The organism is Enterobacter sp. SCRI0065, assembly GCF_059766475.1.
In genome coordinates this window covers 74,772-93,792 of sequence record NZ_JCBAJB010000006.1, presented here as the reverse complement: position 1 = coordinate 93,792, position 19,021 = coordinate 74,772, and the positions used below count along the sequence as shown (strand labels likewise).

The window sequence follows — 19,021 nt, the reverse complement described above, 5'->3', positions numbered from 1 at the left end:
AATTAGCCGTTGCATTGTGCAGTCAAAGCAGTATCATGCGGCGGCTTTATTGGGTTCCCTCACCCCAAATATTAATCAAAAAGGTCACAATATGACGCAGTTCTCTCAATCGCAGCGCGTAAAAGCGTTGTTCTGGCTATCGCTTTTTCATCTGCTGGTGATCACCTCCAGTAACTACCTGGTGCAGCTACCGATCTCGATTTTCGGTTTTCATACCACCTGGGGCGCGTTTAGCTTTCCGTTTATCTTCCTTGCTACCGATTTGACCGTGCGCATCTTTGGCGCGCCGCTGGCCCGTCGCATTATTTTTGCAGTGATGTTGCCTGCGCTGTTCATTTCTTACGTGATTTCGTCCCTGTTTTATATGGGAAGCTGGCAAGGCTTTGAAGCGCTTCTGCACTTCAACCTGTTTGTCGCCCGTATCGCCGCCGCCAGCTTTATGGCGTATGCCTTAGGGCAAATCCTCGACGTTCACGTGTTCAACCGCCTGCGTCAGAATCATCGCTGGTGGATGGCACCGACCGCCTCTACGCTGTTTGGCAACGTGAGCGATACGCTGGCCTTCTTCTTCATCGCCTTCTGGCGAAGCCCGGACGCATTTATGGCGGCACACTGGATGGAAATCGCGCTGGTGGATTACGGCTTTAAAGTGCTTATCAGCATCGTGTTCTTCCTGCCGATGTATGGCGTTCTGCTGAATATGCTGCTGAAAAGGCTGGCAGATAAATCTGAAATCTCGGCATTGCAGGCAGGTTAAGGGTTCGCTTTAGCAGTTGTGATAAGATGGATGAATGAGCCGTTATGGCCGTTTATCGAAAGGAAGATGTCAATGCGCAATCTGGTTAAATATGTCGGGATTGGCCTGCTGGTAGTGGGGCTTGCGGCCTGTGATAACAGTGACACAAAAGCACCTGCTCAGGGCGCGTCTGCTGAAAGCAATGCCACCGGTCAGCCGGTCAATCTGATGGATGGCAAACTCAGTTTCTCACTGCCTGCGGATATGACCGATCAGAGCGGTAAGCTGGGAACTCAGGCGAACAATATGCACGTCTATTCCGACGCCACCGGGCAGAAAGCGGTAATTGTGATTGTCGGCGACGACTCCAGCGAAGAGCTGGCGGTACTGGCGAAGCGTCTGGAAGATCAGCAGCGTAGCCGTGACCCACAGCTGCAAGTTGTCACCAACAAATCTATCGAATTGAAAGGCCACACCCTACAGCAGCTGGACAGCATTATCTCTGCTAAAGGCCAGACCGCTTATTCCTCCGTGGTACTCGGTAAAGTGGATGGTAAATTGCTGACCCTGCAAATTACGCTGCCTGCTGACGATCAGCAGAAAGCGCAAACGACCGCAGAAAATATTATCAATACCCTCGTGATTCAGTAATTTTCATCACGATTCTACGGCCTCCGCCGCTTGCGCCGGGGGCCGTTTTTTTAACCGCCACGTCAACAGTAACGCCACCGCGACCAGCCCTGCGGCAGCCAGATAGATAACCGGAACGCCCGCCCACGCCATCACCAGCCCCGCCAGCGGCCCGGTGATACCCAATGACATATCCATAAACACCGTATAGGTCGCCAGCGCCGATCCCTGATTTTGCTGCGGCACCGCTTTCACCGCCACCACGCCGAGCGCCGGGAACACCAGCGAGAAGCCTGCGCCTGCCAGGAAGACGCCCACTTTAGCCACCCAGGGTTCACTGGCAATGCCGGTCAGCAGCAGGCCCACAATCTCTACGGCAAAGCAGATCATCGCCACGTTAAGTCCGCCAAGGCGGTTGATTCCGTTCGGGAACAAAAGCCGCGCGCCCACAAACGCACAGCTGAACAGCGTCAGCGCGAACGCCGCGCCATCCCATCCTTTGGCGTCATAGAACAGTGTGATAAAGGTGGCGATCACGCCAAACCCCGCCGAGGCCAGCGCGAGCGCCATGCCATAGGGCCATACTTTTCCCAGCACCGCCCGAAACGGCAACGGCTTGCCTTTGCTGGCCTTCACTTTTGGGCGCGGCAGGGCGAGTAAAATGGCCAGCAGCGCGACGACCATAATCGTTATCGCCAGCCCGTACAGCCCGCCGTAGGCATAACACACCACGCCAAGCGGTGCGCCGAGCGCCATCGCGCCGTATGTCACAATACCGTTCCAGGAGATCACCCTGCCGATATGCGGCGCGCCTACCACGCCCACGCCCCACAGCGTCGAGCCTGTTCCCGCCAGGCTTTGCCCAATCCCCAGAATCACGCGCCCAAGGCACAGCAGTGCCAGGCTGATTAACGGCCAACCGCTGGTCGCCGCGGCCATCAGGTAGCTCAGCCCACTGAGGAAGCAGCCACACAACCCGACCACCACAATACTTTTCGGCCCAAAAAGATCCGCATAACGCCCGGACTGCGGGCGACTCAGCAGCGTGGCGAAGTATTGCAGGCTGATAACCAACCCCGCCCAAAAAGCGCTATACCCCATCACGTCATGAACGTATCCCGGCAAAACCGCCAACGGCAAACCGATCGTGAGGTAGCTTGCGAAATTAAACATGACGACGGAAACAATGCGCAGATTAAGGCGCACACCGCTGAGCGCTGGCTCGGCGTTGGGAACGGGCATGAGGTTCTACCTGGATTTTTGCAACAGTGTTTCACTATTACCACGTCGCGCCATGAAAATCAGCAGCGACTTTCAGATTATCAACCCAGACGGCAGGCACAGAGCGCACTACACTTAGACGCAACACAACAAAAGGAATTCGTATGACATCCTCTCAGCCCGACAAAGCGGGTCTACACATTCTGCTTAAACTCGCCTGTCTGGTGGTGATCCTCGCCGGTATTCATTCCGCAGCGGATATCATAGTTCAGCTCTTGCTGGCGCTCTTTTTTGCCATCGTCCTGAATCCTCTGGTGACCTGGTTTATCCGTCGAGGAGTAAAAAGGCCCGTCGCGATCACCATCGTGGTGATGGTGATGTTAGTGGTCCTTACCGCGCTATTTGGCGTGCTGGCGGCGTCTCTGAGCGAATTTTCCACCATGCTGCCGAAGTACAATAAAGAGCTGACGCGTAAGGTGCTGGATTTACAAGAGATGCTCCCTTTCCTCAATTTGCATATGTCGCCCGAACGCATGCTGCAACGCATGGATTCAGAAAAGATAATGACCTTCGCTACCACCCTGATGACCGGGCTTTCCGGCGCGATGGCGAGTATTTTGCTGCTGGTAATGACCGTCGTCTTTATGCTGTTTGAAGTGCGCCACGTGCCGTATAAACTGCGCTTTGCCTTGAATAACCCGCAGATCCATATTGCTGGCCTGCACCGTGCGCTGAAGGGCGTCTCTAAGTACCTGGCCCTCAAAACGTTGCTGAGCTTGTGGACCGGGGTGATTATCTGGCTGGGCCTGACGCTGATGGGCATACAGTTTGCCCTGATGTGGGGCGTGCTGGCGTTTCTGCTGAACTACGTGCCCAACATCGGCGCGGTGCTTTCGGCCGTACCGCCGATGATCCAGGCGTTCCTGTTCAACGGTTTCTACGAATGTATGCTGGTCGGCGCGCTGTTCCTGGTCGTGCATATGCTGCTGGGCAATATCCTTGAGCCACGGATGATGGGCCATCGGCTGGGAATGTCGACGCTGGTGGTGTTCCTGTCATTGCTGGTCTGGGGATGGCTGCTGGGGCCGGTGGGTATGTTGCTGTCCGTACCGCTCACCAGCGTGTGTAAAATCTGGATGGAAACCACCAAGGGTGGCAGCAAACTGGCGATTTTACTCGGACCAGGCCGACCCAAAAGCCGACTGCCGGGATAAGCATGAACTCGCCCATCCTTATCCTTTTTTCAGAAAACCGGATGAGCAATGTGGCGCGTTAAAATATATGATGGGAGATGTCCGCCAGAAGGTGCAAAGCAATAACTTCGCATTTGGCGGCATCAACACCTCCATTATCATCAAACGCTGAGCTTAACTATGTACCAGTTTATACTGGGAAAAATCTCGACCCTGAGCGCTGGGCCATTGGCTTTAGCGTATACAGAACAGGCACCACAGGGTGCCCGACGTGCCGCCTGGCTGGCGGGACGGACGCTGCTCGCCCATGCTTTGTCGCCCTCTCCTTTGCCTGAAATCGTATTTGGCGAACAGGGTAAACCTGCGTTTGCAGACGCCCACCCGTTCTGGTTTAACCTGAGCCATAGCGGTGACGATATTGCGTTATTGATAAGCGATGAAGGTGAAGTCGGCTGCGATATTGAAGTAGTTCGCCCACGTGATAACTGGCAAGCGCTGGCTAACGCGGTCTTCAGCGTGGCGGAACATCATGAGCTGGAACGCGAAACGCCGGAGGATAAACTGTCGGCGTTTTGGCGGATCTGGACGCGCAAAGAGGCCATCGTCAAACAACGCGGCGGCAGCGCCTGGCAGATAGTCAGCGTTGACAGTGCCGCCACGCAGTTGCATTCAGTCAGCCATTTATCGCTTGGTTCGCTGAGCCTGGCGGTATGTACGCCGACCCGGTTTGCGCTCACCGCCGACGCGATTCTGTCGGCAGAAATATCACCCGAACCCCAAGCACGATAAAACAGACCCCGGCCAGACCCTGCCATGAAAAGCTATCGCTGCTGCCGGGCAGGATCAGCGCCGCGCCCCACACCAGAATGTAGCTTAAGCTCAGCAGGGCATACGCTTTGCTGAGCGCAAGATGGTGCAGGGCCAGATACCAGCATCCCATTGAAACGACGTAGCCTGCCAGGCCCAGCGCCAGCGCGCCCGTACCCGGAGCCACATCTTTCAGCGCCACCAGCAGCGTCAGCGGGTCCGTCACAGAAGGCAGATTCACCATCGCGTGACGCAGCAGCAGTTGCGCCACGCTGACCAGCAACACGCTGCATAGCGCCCACGCCACCCCTTTCACAGACTGCCTCCCAGCAACACGATACCTATCATGATAAAACCGACGCCCAGCCAATGATGGCGAGCGACGCGCTCGCCCCAGAAGGCTTTTGCCGCCAGCGTAACCCAGACAAAATTAAGACTGAGCATGGGATACGCAATGCCTACCGGCAGGCGTTGCAGCACCATCAGCCACAGCACCATGCCGCTACCCAGCGCCAGCAGCGCTAACCCCAGCCAAAACGCAACGTGCTGGCGTCGCCGACCGTTACGCGCCGGGCGTGTCGCTTGCTTCTGGCACAGTTGCCCGAGACAGCTCAGCACACTTGCCAAAACCAGCCATAACCAGGTCATCATTGCGGCAAATACTGCAAGTAGGCCAAACGGCCCTGAACGTACATGCTATCGGGCTTCGGCAGTTGCGCACGTTCAATATCATCGTTTTTCGACAGCAGGATAACCAAAGAGACCCTGCCCTGCTGGCGATGTTCGGCAAGCCAGTCGCTCAGTTCACCTTTATCGACGAAACGCCCCTGCGCGTCCGGGAAATTAAGTCCGTATTTCAGTTCACCGGTTTGACCGAACAGAATGATATCGTCGCGCTTAAGTTCCCACGCCAGGGCAGAAGCCACACCGACGTTGTTTGCCAACACGTATCGGCTGTTTTCCAGCGGATAGCGCACGGTATCAACCAGACTCTGAGGCTGTTTGGAATCCACCACTCGGTTCGGTACCGCAAACCCTATCAACATCGCCACTCCCAGCGGGCACAATGCCGCCAGCCACCAGCGCTGCTGCGTCTGGCGCAGCGTAAACCAGCCAACCAGTGCCCAAACCAAAAAGGCCACCACCGCGCAAAAGATTTTATAGAGTTCAATCGATACCCAAACCGGGTGCGCAAGCGGCCCCCACGGGGAGACCACCAGTGCGGCTATCACGCCGAGTGCGCCAAAGGCCAGATTGATTCCGCCGTTTATCCGCAGCACGGTGATGCGTTTGTCCACCGCCTCGCAGGCATAGCGCGCCATCAGGATCGCCAGCGGTGCAAAGCACGGCAGAATATAGGTCGGCAATTTTCCCTTAGCGATGCTGAAGAAAATCAGCGGCATCACTATCCAGCCCAGTAGATACAGCGCACCGCGATCGTTCTCGCGGTTACGCAAGCCGAGCCGCAGCGCGCCGGGCAGCAGCGCCAGCCACGGCAGGCTTCCGGCAATCAGGAACGGAAGGTAATACCAGAACGGGGCTTTATGCTGGGCGTCGCTCTGGGCAAAACGCTGGATATGCTCGACCCAGAAGAAATAGCGCCAAAAGTCAGGCTCGCGCTGGGCAATAGCCAGCCCCCATGGGAGCACAACCAGAATGCAGCTCAGCACCGCCAGCCAACCGAACAGCAAGACTTCTTTCCAACGTTTTTGCGCAATGACCCACGGCAGCACGCCAATGACCGGCACCGCCAGCGCCAGAAAGCCTTTGGTCATCACCCCCATTCCGCAGGCAACCCCAAGCAGCAGATAGCCCCCGACTTTTCCCGCAAGGGTTGTAGATTGGGCAGCAAGCCAGAAGCAGCACATTGCCGCCACCAGCCAAAGGGAGACTATCGGATCCAGAACCGCGTACGTCCCGATGCCGTAAACAAGGAACAACGTCAGGAAAATCACGCAGGAAAAGAGTGCCACCTTTTTGTCACGCCAGATGCGCCAGGCGAGCCAGCCGACCAGCAGAGCAGTCAGGCCAGTGGAGAATATTGCCCCCGCACGCACGGCAAAGTTACCGTGGCCGAAAATCATCTGCCCGATACTATTGATCCAGTAGCCTGCGATGGGTTTTTCAAAGTAGCGCAGCCCCAGGAAATGCGGCACGACCCAGTTACCCGACGCCAGCATCTCGCGGCTGATTTCGGCGTAACGTGTTTCATCGGGCTGCCAGAGCAGCCGAATGTCGACCGGTAACAAGTAATACACGGCAAATAAAGCAAACAGGACAAAACCGTAGCGGGCCGCTTTCATCAGGCAGAACTCACAGTGTGTTGATAACCCAGCCAACCTTCCCGGCCAGCCATATAGTTGCGAACAATTTTGCCAACCGGCAGCGTGCTCAGGTCGTCTGGTAACAGCTCGCTTAACGGACAGAACTGAATACCTTCCTGCGCCGCCAGACGCAGCAGCTCAGCAAAATCGTTCTGATACGCAATGCCTTCTACCTCGGCGTGGATGGTGTAAACCGGCGTCCCGGCATCCTGATGGATGCGGTCCAGGATATAGCGATTAAAACCCGCGGCGCTGACCTCGCGCCCCACCACTTCATCCCAGGTGGGTAGCGTCACCGGAATTTGAACGGTACCGACGCGATTTTCACTTAGCTGCGGCAAAAACGGTCCGGTCCCGCGGCAGTCGCTGTTGTAATGAAATCCGAACGGTTCTTTGGCTCGCACTACGCGCTGATCGGCGCGCCAGCCCGCCACCGCAGAACATCTGACCGGCTTACCCAAAATGGCTTCCAGTTCCATCAGGCCGCGCTCAACCTCTTTCATCAGGCGGGGAATATCCCATACCCCGCACCACGCCTGCCAGGCGTGGTGATCCCAGGCATGCAGGCCGACCTCATGGCGTTCTGCCGTTGCCCGGACGATCTCTTCATTGCCCGCACCGATGCGTTTACCGGGCCACGCGGTGCCCGCCAGCAAAATATCCCAGCCATAAAGAGAAGCCGCTCGCGAGCGCAGCATTTTGAACAGAAATGTCGGTTTAAACAGACGCCACAAATGGCGTCCCATGTTGTCAGGCCCGACGCTGAAGAAAAAGCTGGCGCGCACGTGGTGCGCGCTCAGCAGTGCCAGCAGCGTTGGCACGCCGTCGCGAGTGCCGCGAAAGGTGTCGACATCAATGCGTAAACCGACTTTTTTCATGATGCCTGTTCCGTTAACTCCACGGTGCGCAAGAAGAAATCGAGCGTTTCATCGATGGTCTGCACCATATCGACCGTCGGCTCCCAGGCCAGGCAGCGCTTCGCATTACGGATGTTAGGCTTACGATGTTCCACATCCTGATAGCCTTTGCCGTAATAGCTGCTGCTTTCTACTTCGCGGAAACCAGCGAACGGTGGGAAGCGGCCTCGCAGCGGATGACGCTCAAAGCTTGCCAGCAGCATTTCCGCCAGCTCGCGAATGCTCGCTTCGTTTTCCGGGTTGCCGATGTTGATGATTTCCCCATCGCAGCGGCCATTTTTGTTCTCAATGATGCGGAACAGTGCTTCGATGCCGTCGCTGATATCGGTAAAGCAGCGTTTCTGTTTGCCGCCTTCAATCAGCTTAATCGGCGAGCCTTCCACCAGGTTGAGGATCAACTGAGTGATGGCGCGGGAGCTGCCGATGCGCGCGGCATTAAGGTTATCCAGGCGTGGCCCCATCCAGTTAAATGGGCGGAACAGCGTAAAGCGCAGACCCTCTTTTTCGCCGTAGGCCCAGATAACGCGGTCCAGCAGCTGCTTGGACACCGAGTAAATCCAGCGCTGCTTGTTAATCGGCCCGACCACCAGGTTTGAGCTATCTTCATCGAAGTTTTTATCGGTACACATGCCATACACTTCCGACGTCGACGGGAAGATAATCCGTTTGTTGTACTTCACGCAGTCGCGAATGATTTTGAGGTTCTCTTCAAAATCCAGCTCGAACACGCGCAGCGGATTGCGGGTGTATTCAATCGGGGTGGCAATGGCCACCAGCGGCAATACCACGTCGCATTTCTTAATGTGATATTCGATCCATTCAGAATGGATGCTGATATCTCCTTCGACAAAGTGAAAACGCGGGGAGTCGAGGAAACGGCTGATGGCGTCAGAGCCGATATCCAGGCCGTAAATTTCATAGTTATCGTCTTTGAGCAGGCGTTCGGTCAGGTGGTTACCAATGAACCCGTTCACGCCGAGAATTAACACGCGCGTGCGGCGCTTAATGGCAGCCATCGGCACGCTGGAAATCAGCGCCCCGGCGACAAGCCCCAGCGACTGCGCAAGCTGCGTGCCCTGTACGTAAACGCCGTTTTCGGTTTGCCCGGTGACCACTTCAAGCGCCCCTTCACCGCAGGCGATAATCAGCGGGGCAACGGACATGACCGTACCCGGTTTCGCCGCCGGAATATCGCTGCGCACGCGGGAAGTCCAGACGATAAACTTGCTCGCCCCGACAAAGCTAAACGCCCCCGGCCACGGATCGGTCACCGCGCGCACCAGATTGTGCAGTTGCTGCGCAGGCTTTTCCCAGTCCAGACGCCCGTCTTCCGGCGTGCGGCCACCAAAGCAGGTCGCCTGGTCATGGTTCTGCACGGTTTCGCTAAGGGTTCCCTGACGCAGCGCGGGTAGCGCATCGCTCAGCAGCGTTTGTGCGGCGGAGCACAGCTTGCGGTGCAGGCTCAGCGCGGTGTCATCGCCCTCGATGCCCACGTGCAGTTGGGCAACAATATTGCCCGCATCAGCGCGGTGTACCATGCGGTGTAACGTGACGCCGGTTTCGGTTTCGCCGTTGACCAGCGCCCAGTTCAGCGGCGCGCGGCCACGGTATTTTGGCAGCAGCGAGCCGTGCAGGTTAAACGCGCCCGCCGGGGCAATATTCAGGATTTCCTCGCACAGCAGGTTGCGATAGTAGAAAGAGAAAATCACATCCGGAGACATCGCCTTAATGCGATCGACCCACAGCGGATGGTTGACGTCTTCCGGCGCGTAAACCGGGATCCCGCGCTCGGCGGCAATACGTGCGACGGAGCCAAAGAAGTGGTTTTCAGCGGCGTTATCCGGATGCGTGAAGATCGCCGCGATGTCATAACCCGCTTCCAGCAGAGCCAGCGTGCCCGTACAGCCCATATCGTGATAGGCAAAGACGACAGCGTTCATGGGTGTTTTTCCTCTTGAGAGACGTGGTGTTCCTGACGGACGACACGTTGAATAAAGTAGCGCGGACGTGCGCGTACATCGTTGTAAATGCGGCCGATGTACTCACCGAGTAACCCCATGCCGACAAACTGTGCGCCGATAAACATGAACAGCACGGCAAACAGCATAAAGACCCCTTCCGCCGCCCACTGCGGGCCATAGGCCAGACGCAGTACCACCAGCAGAACGGAAAGCGCGAAGCCCGCTAGCGCAATCACGCTACCGAACACGCTGAGTAAACGCAGAGGCGTGGTGGTCAGGCAGGTGATCAGGTCGTACATCAGGTTAATCAGACGCATAAAGCTGTATTTCGACTCTCCGTGCTCGCGCTCGGCGTGCAGCACTGGGATCTCAGTCGCCTTGCGGGCAAAGGTGTTGGCGAGAATCGGGATAAACGTGCTGCGTTCGTGGCAGTGCAGCATGGCGTCGATAATGTGGCGGCGATACGCTCGCAGCATGCAGCCGTAATCGCCCATCGCTTTACCGGTGGTGCGCTGAATCAGGCGGTTAATGGTGCGCGAGGCCAGCTTGCGGAACAGACTGTCCTGACGGTTCTGCCGCACGGTGCCCACCACGTCATAGCCTTCGTCGGCCTTGGCAACCAACCGCGGGATCTCCTCCGGCGGGTTTTGCAGATCGGCATCGAGAGTAATAACCAGATCGCCCGTCACATGGCTGAAACCGGCCATGATCGCCGAGTGCTGGCCATAGTTACGGTTCAGCAGAACCGCGACAATGTGGCTCCCCTCAGCCTGAGCGGCCTCAGTGAGCATCATCGCGGAATCATCGCTACTGCCGTCGTCGACCAGTAAAATTTCGTAGGCTTTGCCCATCGTGTCGCAGGCCGCCGTGGTGCGACGAATCAGCTCCGGCAGGCTCTCCTGCTCGTTATAAACCGGGATCACCACGGAGACTTTTTGCACGGGCGGCACGCTAAACATGTCCATGTCCTGCAAGCTGATGGAGCGCGGTAATGACGCGGGTTGTGTCGTCATGGGTCATGTCCGGAAAGAGAGGCAGTGAACAGATGCGGGCGCTGTTCCATTCGGTGTTCGGTAACGACACGTCGGGAAAGCGTTCGCGGTAATATTTTTGTGTGTGTGCGGCGCGAAAATGCAGGCCGGTGCCGATGCCTTTCGCCTTCAACGCCTCCATCAGCGCATCGCGGGTAAATCCGCACGTCGCTTCGTCCACGCGGATGATGAACAGATGCCAGGCGTGAAGATGCGGCCACGTCGGAATGCGCAGTGGCGCAAATGGCGTGTCGGAAAGTTCAAGCAGGTAGCGATTCGCGATTTCACTGCGGCGACGGTTGGCCTCCCCAAGCTTGCCCAACTGCACCAGCGCCAGTGCAGCGTTGATATCCGCGAGGTTGTATTTAAAACCCGGTGAAATCACCTCTGCCTGCGGCGCGCGGCCAAGCGTCTGGCGATCAAAGGCGTCAACGCCGAGACCATGAAATTTGAGGCTACGGATACGTTGCGCCAGCATGTCATCGTCCGTCACAACTAACCCGCCTTCAGCACAGGTCATGTTTTTAATGGCGTGAAAGGAAAAAATAGCCGTCCCCTGCCCGCCCACATGCTTATCGTGGTAGTAGGTCCCGGCGGCATGGGCGGCATCCTCAATGATCGGGATACCGTGGCGCTGGCCCACGGCGCGAATGGCGTCGATATCACAAGGCGCGCCAGCATAATGCACCGGGATAATGGCTTTCGTGCGTGGCGTAATGGCCGCTTCCACGGCCTGTGGCGTGACCATCAGCGTGTCACGATCGACATCGATCATGACTGGCGTTGCGCCCAGCAGCACGATCATATTGAGCGTTGAAACCCAGGTCATGGAAGGCGTAATCACCTCGTCACCCGGCCCAATCCCCATTGCCATCAGCGTGACGTGCATCCCGCCCGTTGCGGAGCTGACGGCAATCGCGTGGCGGTTACCCGTCAGTGTGCAAAATGCCTCTTCAAGCGCCTGATTTTTAGGCCCAGTGGTGACCCAGCCTGACGCTATCACGTCTTGCAACGCCGCTATTTCTTCTGCGCCCATCGATGGACGGGAAAAAGGCAGAAAATCACTCATCATTAATTTCCTTAACCTGACAAGATATCGATTTATATAATAATCAGAGGTCTTAAACTTTATTTAAATGAACCATCAACTCATGACAAGCTAACGTTCATTTCTTAGGAAAAAATTAAGATGCGAATGAAACAAGAAGGCTGAAAATGAAATAAACAGAATTTAAATTCATAAATAACAACAAGCTATCATGAATTTAGTTTATTTTTATTTTCTGTGCATTAGCTCAAAATAGTGATTTTATTTAATAGTTCGCGTGACACGTGATAACTAAACCAATTATCAACAAACAAAAAAAACCGCCGTATTTCATAAAAAAATATGAAATACGGCGGGAACTTTTCTTTTCAATCAATTGTCGCGTTTATCTAAGATTATCCGGAAAGTTTTTTGGCAACTCGCTCGCCGCGCAGGCAATCACGCTTTCATTGTTAGCTCCGCAGTCGCGTACAAAGGTGATGGTAGCAAATTCATCAATCACCTCAGTTGGATAAGCAGGGCCAGCATCGCGCAAGGCGTTCATTAGCGGAATGTGATCGTTTTGGAAGCAAACGGTTTTTTCTGGATTGTTCATCACCCAGCGCGGGAAGAAGATGGTGCCGTGGAACAAATTGTCTGCCAGGTTCGCAATCAGACTCACGTCGGTACCAGTCGGTTCGGTCCAGGAAATTTTGTAGATATTTTCCCCCACGCGCACAATATACGCCTGCTGATCTTTTACCCAACGATTTGCCACCAGGCCGCTGTGAATACGGTAATCAAGAGTGGTGTCGTTTTTCACGTAGATCTCGTAGTTCCAGCCATTATCGTAGGTATAAACCAGATGTTTGCCGACGAAGCCGCTCAAATCATTTTTATCAAATGTGCTCATAATATGTCTCCTCATGTTTCGATGAAGCAATCTTAGACCTTTAAAAAATGAATGAATAACGCTATGTTTTAATCAAATTCATCCATTTTTTAGATGTATTATGCATAAAACCACGCTGGAACAATGGGCCTTGTTGGAAAAGGTGATCGAGGTCGGCAGCTTTGCTCGCGCGGCGGAAGAAACGCATCGCAGCCAGTCTTCCGTTAGCTATAACCTGTCGGTTTTGCAAGAGCGACTGGGAGTGCCGCTGTTGATGCAGGAAGGCCGTCGGGCGGTGCTCACACCCGCTGGAGAGCTACTGCTAAATCAGGTAAAGCCGTTACTAAAAGCGTTCTCCTACGTCGAGACGCGGGCTGCTACGTTGCAAAGTGGTATGCGTACCCGCCTCGATCTGGTGGTGGACAGTATTTTCCCTCGTCGCCGTCTGTTTGAAATCTTGCGCCAGTTCCAGCAACGCTACCCGCAAACGCAGGTGCGGCTTACCGAAGTACTGGAGAATGCCCGTATCGACGTCGCCAGCCGCGAGGCCGACGTGATGGTACTCACTCGCCGCCAGGATGTGACCGGGCGGGGTGAATGGTTAATGAATATCGATTTTGTCGCCGTCGCACATCGCGATCATCCACTTTTCACCCTCGACGCGCCGCTCAACGATGAGATGCTAAGCCGATGGCCGTTGATTCAAATTGCCGACAGCCGTTCCAGCGCGAACGCATCCAATGAATCATGGACATTTTCTACCATCGATGCCGCTATCGAAGCGGTGATGTATCAGGTGGGGTACGGCTGGCTGCCGGAAGAGCGGATACAGGCCCTGCTAAAACAGAACTTATTACGACCGTTGCCGCTCAGCCACGGTCTGCGCCGCGCCACGCCGCTGCACTTAATTGTTAAACGTACACTCGCTCCGTTGGATGAGCAGGTAGAAACCTTGCTGAACCTGTTTAGCCAGCCGCCGGAAACGTCACCTGCTACGCTTTAAGGTCTGAACTTTTATCATCATAAGGAACAGACCATGAAAATCGATCTTACGGGGAAAGTCGCGCTGGTTACCGCTTCAACGGGTGGGATTGGCTTTGCCATCGCGCGGGGCCTGGCAGAAAGCGGGGCCGAAGTGATTGTTAACGGACGCAGTACAGAATCGGTGAATCGGGGTATTCAGCACCTGCAACAGGCAGTGCCAAGTGTACAGGTTCGCGCGGCAATTGCCGATCTGAGCTCGCAGGAAGGCGTAGCCTCGCTGCTAAAAGTGGCCTCGAACGTCGATATTCTGGTCAACAACGCCGGGATTTACGGGCCTGAGGATTTTTACTCGGTCGATGACGAAACCTGGAACAATTACTGGCAAACCAACGTGATGTCCGGCGTGCGCCTGTCGCGTGCGTTGCTGCCCGGCATGGTGCAAAAAGGTTGGGGCCGTGTGGTGTTTATTTCATCCGAATCAGCCTGCAATATTCCTGCGGATATGATCCACTACGGCGTGACCAAAACAGCGCAGCTGTCACTGGCTCGCGGGCTGGCAAAGTTCGTCGCGGGCAGTGGCGTAACGGTCAACAGCGTGCTGCCGGGGCCGACGATGTCAGACGGCTTTGCCGAGATGATGAAAGAAGAGATGGAGAGAACAGGAAAATCGCTCGAAACGCTGGCGAAAGCGTTCGTGATGGCCCATCGTCCAAGCTCAGTTATTCAGCGGGCCGCCACGGTGGAAGAAGTGGCGAATATGGTGGTTTACGTCTGCTCGGCTCAGGCCTCCGCCACCTCCGGCGCGGCGCTGCGCGTCGACGGTGGCGTGATAGACGATATTATTTAACGACTCAGGACGCTTCGCCCGCCACCCGGCGGGCGGTGATAAAGTGCGAGTGCCAGTAATTATTGGCAAGCGTTGAGACCGTCACTCCCTGGCTGCTTGAGGCGTGAATAAACTGATGGTCCCCAATATAGACGCCCACATGACGGCGGTTCGGTCCGGTCTGGAAGAAGAGTAAATCCCCTGCCTTTAAGCCATATTCTGCCACCTGTACACCGCGGCCGATCTGCTCGCCCGTCGTGCGCGGCAGTGAAAGATTGGCGGCATCGCTAAACAGATGCTGCATCAGCGCAGAGCAATCTACGCCGCGATGGCTGGTGCCACCCCATAAATAATGAGTGCCTTTCCACTTCTGATATTGCGCGAGGATACGGCCACGAAGCGGGCCGGACTCCTGATGCTCCAGCGCGGCTCTGGCCGGAGATGCTGAGAGCTCGCCGTGCGGCGATATCATGGATGCAGGAAGCTGAAAACTAAAAGCAGAAAACGAGGCGAAGCTTAACAAGAGTATTGAAATAAGAAGTCTAAAAGTCATAAAAGTAACAGGCAGTAAGTGAGGTTTTCCTTACGGGTGAGGAGACAAAGTCCTTCGAATCACCTTTCGATGTGGTGATAATATAGACAGTTCACTTTTTATCCAAAATCTATCGAGTCTAAAATAAGACACATTCATCGATCGCAAGATTGAGAAAAAAATGCACCCGATTTAAGGACTGTGGAGGCAAAACAGGTAAACTGACGGACAGAATGTGTATTTAAGCAAAGACGTATTTATGACCAATATGATTGCCGATGAGGCAGTGGCAAAATCTCGCGTCCTCTCCGTCTTTGATTTTGACGGAACCTTGACGCACCACGACAGCTTTATCCCGTTCTTGCGCTTTGCCTTTGGTAAACGCTACTTCGCTGGGCGTCTGGTGCGCATGGCGCTGCCGACGATCCACTGCGTGCGCCGTAAATTGACACGCGATGAGTTGAAAGAGGTGCTGATTCGGACCTTCCTGACCGGCGTGGACGAACGCTGGATGCGTCAGCAGGCCGAATCATTTTGCGAGAAGTACTGGAAGAAACTGATGCGCCCGGCCGGCGTGCTGGCCGTCGCGGCGGAAGTGAATGCCGGTGCGGAAGTGACGATTTGTTCAGCGTCTCCGGCACTGGTTTTACAGCCGTGGGCCGATAAGCTGGGCATTAAACTGATCGGCACCCAACTGGAAGTGAAGGACGGCAAGCTGACGGGGCGTATCACCGGACACAACTGCCGTTGCGCCCAGAAGGTGGCGAGACTGGAGCGGGTTTACGGCAATCTAAGCGATTACCACCTGCGCGCCTGGGGCGACACGCGTGGCGATCATGAATTGCTGGCCGCCGCGCAGGATCCGCACTGGCGGCATTTCCATTCGCCAAAAGCGCGACGGAATTCACCGATTAAATAAATGCAAAAAGGCAACGCACGTTGCCTTTTTTAATGGGTGAGGGCGTCAGGCCTCACGCTTACCCGGGAACATCACGCTGGTTATAATCCCCAGCGCCAACACGCCCAATACCACAAACAGGCTCGCCGTCGCAGAAATACTGTATCCGTGATGCCAGAAGTGATCGGTAGCATTCAGACCCAGCTTAAGCGCCACGAAGAACAGCAGCACCACCACCGCTTTCTCCAGATGCACCAGATACTGCTTCAACGCTTCGAGCACGAAATAGAGCGTACGCAGGCCGAGGATCGCAAACATCATCGCACTATAGACAATCAGCGGTTCACGGCTGACGGCGATAATCGCGGGCACCGAGTCGAACGCAAACATCACGTCAGACAGTTCAACCACCGCCACGCACAACAGCAGCGGCGTGGCGTAGCGTTTCGCTTTCTTCACCCGCCCGACCATCACGTCCTGGTTTTCCGGCTTTTCGAGTTCAGCATCCACCTCTTTCTGCGTCAGGATAAACGCATTGCTGCTGATTTTTGGCCAGACCGGATAAAAACGCTTCACCAGACGGTAAGCCAGATGACCGGAGTAGTCTTCGACCTCATCGCTCTCTTCGTTACGCTTGAGCATCATTATCGCCGTCCAGGCAACGATAATCGCGAAAACCACCTCAACGTACGGCCCCAGGCTTAACAGGCTGGTGCCGATTGCCACGAATATCCCACGGAAGACAATCGCCCCCAGCACGCCCCAGTAAAGCACGCGGTGGCGATACTTATCCGGTACGCCGAACCAGGCGAAGATCGCCATCATCACGAACAGGTTATCTATCGACAATACCTCTTCCAGCGCGTAACCGGTGAGGAACAGACTCGCCACTTCGGCACCGTGATGAACATAAAGGAACCCGGCAAACACCATCGCCATCGAGACCCAGAAGAGGGACCACATTGCGGCGCTTTTAAGAGAGATGGGTTTGTCGTGACGGTGCATGAAGAGGTCGATAAACATCGCCCCGACGGCCATCACAACAAATACAACGACGGTTTCCGTTGGGAAACCGAGATGAGCAGAAGCCATAAACAACCCTTTTAGAGGACAAAACACACACCATGCAGACTGGGGTAAACCAGCAATTGAAAAGGACGGACTGTTGACCAGTTTCTACGCCCTCAAAGCCGCGACAGTGAAGCTCGCGCAAGCGGTCTACTTTACCTCAGAAGGAGGGTGCCTTGCATCTGCCGATTAGGCACTCATCCCGCGCAATCTCTGCAAAACCGCAACCAACACCGCGACTGACCAGCCAACCATTAATGCTCCGACCAGCCCTTCAACACCACCGATCAACCGCCAGTGCTCGGGTAGCGTAACGTCGCCGTATCCCACTGTGGCGTAGCTCACCAGCGAGAAGTAGAAACTGGTATTCCAGTCTTTGAAAGCGTCGACAAAATAGTAAAAACCTGCGAACAGGCTTGCTTCTATAAGGTGCGCAAACAGCATGGAAATGACGATCGCGACGTTGCGAAAGACGATACGAAATACAGCGTCGACGTTCAGGTTGATGAATTTTAGAACGATAAACATCCACACGGAGTGAATGACCACCGTTAGGGTGAGCAAGATAATAATGCTGATTAGCTGCATGGGAAGCTCTGAGTGAGAAGGCTAGAGTGCCGCATGCTCTCACAATGAAAGGATACGGCTAACGGTATAGGTCTTCATCAAAGCTTAGCGGAACGGCGAAATAAAAAACGCGCAATAATTGCGATGGGTGATTATTTCTCTTTTAGCGCCTGCGCACATGCCCATGCGCTCGCCCAGGCCCACTGGAAGTTATACCCACCCAGCCAGCCGGTGACGTCCATCACTTCGCCAATAAAATAGAGCCCCGGCACGTTGCGGGCTTCCATGGTGCGTGAGGAGAGTTCATCGGTATCCACGCCGCCGAGCGTTACTTCTGCCGTGCGATAGCCTTCCGTACCGTTTGGCTGGACGCGCCAGTTCGTCAGCGTGTCGACCAGCGTTTGCTGTTCACGGCTGTTGAGCTGCTTGAGCGTGACGTCCGGGATTTGCCCCAGCAGTTGCAGGCATTCGATCAGGCGTTTCGGCAGTTGCATTGCCAGGGTGTTTTTAAGGCTCTGGTTCGGATGCTCGGTACGCTGTTCGTTAAGGAAACCGTCCAGATCGCAATCCGGCACCAAATTCACCGTGACGAACTCGCCCGGCTGCCAGTAGCTGGAAATTTGCAATACCGCAGGGCCGGAAAGGCCGCGATGGGTGAAGAGCAGATTCTCGCGGAAAACGGTGCCGTCTTCGGCGGTGATGGTGGAGGCAACGGACACGCCGGACAAGGTCTGCAACTGCTCCAGAAGTGGTTTATGCAAGGTAAACGGCACCAGGCCTGCGCGAGTGGGCAATACCTTTAAGCCAAACTGCTCAGCAATTTTGTAGCCAAACGGGGTGGCCCCAAGTCCAGGCATCGACAGCCCACCGCTGGCAATCACCAGGCTTGCGCAGCTAACGGCGTCACCGTTCAACTGAAGGGTGTAGCCGTCATCGTTGCGCGCCACTTCCAGCACTTCGCTACGCAGACGCGTCACGACGCCGCCCTTTTCGCATTCGGCCACCAGCATGTCGACTATCTGCTGCGCGGAGTCATCGCAGAACAGCTGGCCCAGCGTTTTCTCATGCCAGGCGATGCCATGCTTGCCCACCATTTCGATAAAATCCCACTGGGTGTAACGCGCCAGGGCTGATTTGCAAAAATGACGGTTTTGACTCAAATAAGCCGCGGGCTCAACGTACAGGTTAGTGAAGTTGCAACGTCCCCCGCCGGACATCAGGATCTTACGTCCCGGCTTCTTGCCATTATCCAGCAGCAGCACACGACGACCCGCCTGCCCGGCCATCGCCGCACAGAACATACCCGCCGCACCGGCGCCAATAATAACGGCATCAAACCTTTCCACGTCTAAATCCTCTTATTTAAGTGGCGCGAATTGTAAAGTTTCCGCAGTGGTCGCACCAGCA

General features: G+C 55.4%; 20 protein-coding genes and 1 pseudogene. 8 read left to right on the top strand and 13 right to left on the bottom strand.

The window, feature by feature from the left end:
• The first annotated feature begins 91 nt into the window (after positions 1-91).
• A complete protein-coding gene (locus AC6EMZ_RS16360) occupies positions 92-757 on the top strand; it encodes a 7-cyano-7-deazaguanine/7-aminomethyl-7-deazaguanine transporter (RefSeq protein WP_498403705.1) in 666 nt (221 codons plus the stop codon).
• 72 nt (positions 758-829) lie between these two features.
• On the top strand, positions 830-1,387 hold the full coding sequence (locus AC6EMZ_RS16355; RefSeq protein WP_498403704.1) for a DcrB family lipoprotein: 558 nt from the start codon (positions 830-832) through the stop codon (positions 1,385-1,387).
• A 6-nt stretch (positions 1,388-1,393) separates the two neighbouring features.
• Here AC6EMZ_RS16355 and AC6EMZ_RS16350 read toward each other — a convergent pair whose 3' ends face one another.
• A complete protein-coding gene (locus tag AC6EMZ_RS16350) occupies positions 1,394-2,608 on the bottom strand; it encodes an MFS transporter (RefSeq protein WP_498403702.1) in 1,215 nt (404 codons plus the stop codon).
• Positions 2,609-2,751: 143 nt separating this feature from the next.
• On the opposite strand from AC6EMZ_RS16350, the gene AC6EMZ_RS16345 reads away from it, so the two are divergent.
• From AC6EMZ_RS16345 to acpT, 3 genes and pseudogenes are all read left to right on the top strand, one after another.
• Positions 2,752-3,801 (top strand): AI-2E family transporter, encoded by a 1,050-nt coding sequence (locus AC6EMZ_RS16345; protein WP_498403700.1) that lies wholly within the window; start codon positions 2,752-2,754, stop codon positions 3,799-3,801.
• 34 nt (positions 3,802-3,835) lie between these two features.
• Positions 3,836-3,952, top strand: a pseudogene (locus AC6EMZ_RS16340) (hypothetical protein); the annotation flags it as partial.
• Positions 3,953-3,960: 8 nt separating this feature from the next.
• Positions 3,961-4,569, top strand: coding sequence for a 4'-phosphopantetheinyl transferase AcpT (acpT, locus tag AC6EMZ_RS16335; protein ID WP_498403698.1), 609 nt, complete (start codon positions 3,961-3,963; stop codon positions 4,567-4,569).
• Here the strand turns inward: acpT and arnF are convergent.
• From arnF to AC6EMZ_RS16295, 8 genes are all read right to left on the bottom strand, one after another.
• On the bottom strand, positions 4,514-4,903 hold the full coding sequence (arnF, locus tag AC6EMZ_RS16330; RefSeq protein WP_498403696.1) for a 4-amino-4-deoxy-L-arabinose-phosphoundecaprenol flippase subunit ArnF: 390 nt from the start codon (positions 4,901-4,903) through the stop codon (positions 4,514-4,516). The two genes, acpT and arnF, sit on opposite strands and share 56 nt — an antisense overlap.
• On the bottom strand, positions 4,900-5,238 hold the full coding sequence (arnE, locus tag AC6EMZ_RS16325) for a 4-amino-4-deoxy-L-arabinose-phosphoundecaprenol flippase subunit ArnE (protein ID WP_498403694.1): 339 nt from the start codon (positions 5,236-5,238) through the stop codon (positions 4,900-4,902). Before arnE ends, arnF begins: the two co-directional genes overlap by 4 nt.
• Positions 5,235-6,890, bottom strand: a complete 1,656-nt coding sequence (gene arnT, locus AC6EMZ_RS16320) for a lipid IV(A) 4-amino-4-deoxy-L-arabinosyltransferase (protein WP_498403693.1) — start codon at positions 6,888-6,890, stop codon at positions 5,235-5,237. Before arnT ends, arnE begins: the two co-directional genes overlap by 4 nt.
• On the bottom strand, positions 6,890-7,789 hold the full coding sequence (gene arnD, locus AC6EMZ_RS16315) for a 4-deoxy-4-formamido-L-arabinose-phosphoundecaprenol deformylase (RefSeq protein ID WP_498403691.1): 900 nt from the start codon (positions 7,787-7,789) through the stop codon (positions 6,890-6,892). Before arnD ends, arnT begins: the two co-directional genes overlap by 1 nt.
• Entirely contained in the window at positions 7,786-9,768 is a 1,983-nt protein-coding gene (arnA, locus tag AC6EMZ_RS16310; RefSeq protein ID WP_498403689.1) for a bifunctional UDP-4-amino-4-deoxy-L-arabinose formyltransferase/UDP-glucuronic acid oxidase ArnA, read from the bottom strand. Before arnA ends, arnD begins: the two co-directional genes overlap by 4 nt.
• Positions 9,765-10,748, bottom strand: a complete 984-nt coding sequence (gene arnC / locus AC6EMZ_RS16305; RefSeq protein ID WP_498403975.1) for an undecaprenyl-phosphate 4-deoxy-4-formamido-L-arabinose transferase — start codon at positions 10,746-10,748, stop codon at positions 9,765-9,767. The genes arnA and arnC overlap by 4 nt, the downstream gene beginning before the upstream one ends.
• Positions 10,741-11,889, bottom strand: a complete 1,149-nt coding sequence (arnB, locus tag AC6EMZ_RS16300) for a UDP-4-amino-4-deoxy-L-arabinose aminotransferase (protein WP_498403973.1) — start codon at positions 11,887-11,889, stop codon at positions 10,741-10,743. Before arnB ends, arnC begins: the two co-directional genes overlap by 8 nt.
• 364 nt (positions 11,890-12,253) lie before the next feature.
• Positions 12,254-12,760, bottom strand: coding sequence for a phenolic acid decarboxylase (locus AC6EMZ_RS16295; protein ID WP_498403687.1), 507 nt, complete (start codon positions 12,758-12,760; stop codon positions 12,254-12,256).
• A gap of 100 nt (positions 12,761-12,860) precedes the next feature.
• Here AC6EMZ_RS16295 and AC6EMZ_RS16290 point away from each other — a divergent pair, with 100 nt between their 5' ends.
• Together AC6EMZ_RS16290 and AC6EMZ_RS16285 are read left to right on the top strand one after the other, a co-directional pair.
• Positions 12,861-13,742: a LysR family transcriptional regulator gene (locus AC6EMZ_RS16290; RefSeq protein ID WP_498403685.1), complete on the top strand. Its 882-nt coding sequence runs from the start codon at positions 12,861-12,863 to the stop codon at positions 13,740-13,742.
• Between the two features lie 33 nt (positions 13,743-13,775).
• Positions 13,776-14,570 (top strand): SDR family NAD(P)-dependent oxidoreductase, encoded by a 795-nt coding sequence (locus AC6EMZ_RS16285; protein ID WP_498403683.1) that lies wholly within the window; start codon positions 13,776-13,778, stop codon positions 14,568-14,570.
• A 4-nt stretch (positions 14,571-14,574) separates the two neighbouring features.
• Here the strand turns inward: AC6EMZ_RS16285 and AC6EMZ_RS16280 are convergent, their stop codons facing one another.
• Positions 14,575-15,102 carry a C40 family peptidase gene (locus AC6EMZ_RS16280; protein WP_498403680.1) on the bottom strand — a complete coding sequence of 176 codons (528 nt, stop codon included), beginning with the start codon at positions 15,100-15,102 and terminating at the stop codon, positions 14,575-14,577.
• 238 nt (positions 15,103-15,340) lie between these two features.
• Here AC6EMZ_RS16280 and AC6EMZ_RS16275 point away from each other — a divergent pair, with 238 nt between their 5' ends.
• Positions 15,341-16,000, top strand: coding sequence for an HAD family hydrolase (locus AC6EMZ_RS16275; RefSeq protein ID WP_498403678.1), 660 nt, complete (start codon positions 15,341-15,343; stop codon positions 15,998-16,000).
• 45 nt (positions 16,001-16,045) lie between these two features.
• On the opposite strand, the gene AC6EMZ_RS16270 is transcribed toward AC6EMZ_RS16275, so the two are convergent.
• The 3 genes from AC6EMZ_RS16270 to AC6EMZ_RS16260 all read right to left on the bottom strand — a co-directional run bounded on the left by AC6EMZ_RS16270 (position 16,046) and on the right by AC6EMZ_RS16260 (position 18,960).
• Positions 16,046-17,071, bottom strand: coding sequence for a TerC/Alx family metal homeostasis membrane protein (locus AC6EMZ_RS16270; protein ID WP_498403676.1), 1,026 nt, complete (start codon positions 17,069-17,071; stop codon positions 16,046-16,048).
• 165 nt (positions 17,072-17,236) lie between these two features.
• Positions 17,237-17,635, bottom strand: coding sequence for a potassium channel family protein (locus AC6EMZ_RS16265; protein ID WP_015960865.1), 399 nt, complete (start codon positions 17,633-17,635; stop codon positions 17,237-17,239).
• 131 nt (positions 17,636-17,766) lie between these two features.
• Positions 17,767-18,960, bottom strand: coding sequence for a BaiN/RdsA family NAD(P)/FAD-dependent oxidoreductase (locus tag AC6EMZ_RS16260; RefSeq protein WP_498403674.1), 1,194 nt, complete (start codon positions 18,958-18,960; stop codon positions 17,767-17,769).
• Positions 18,961-19,021: the final 61 nt, after the last annotated feature.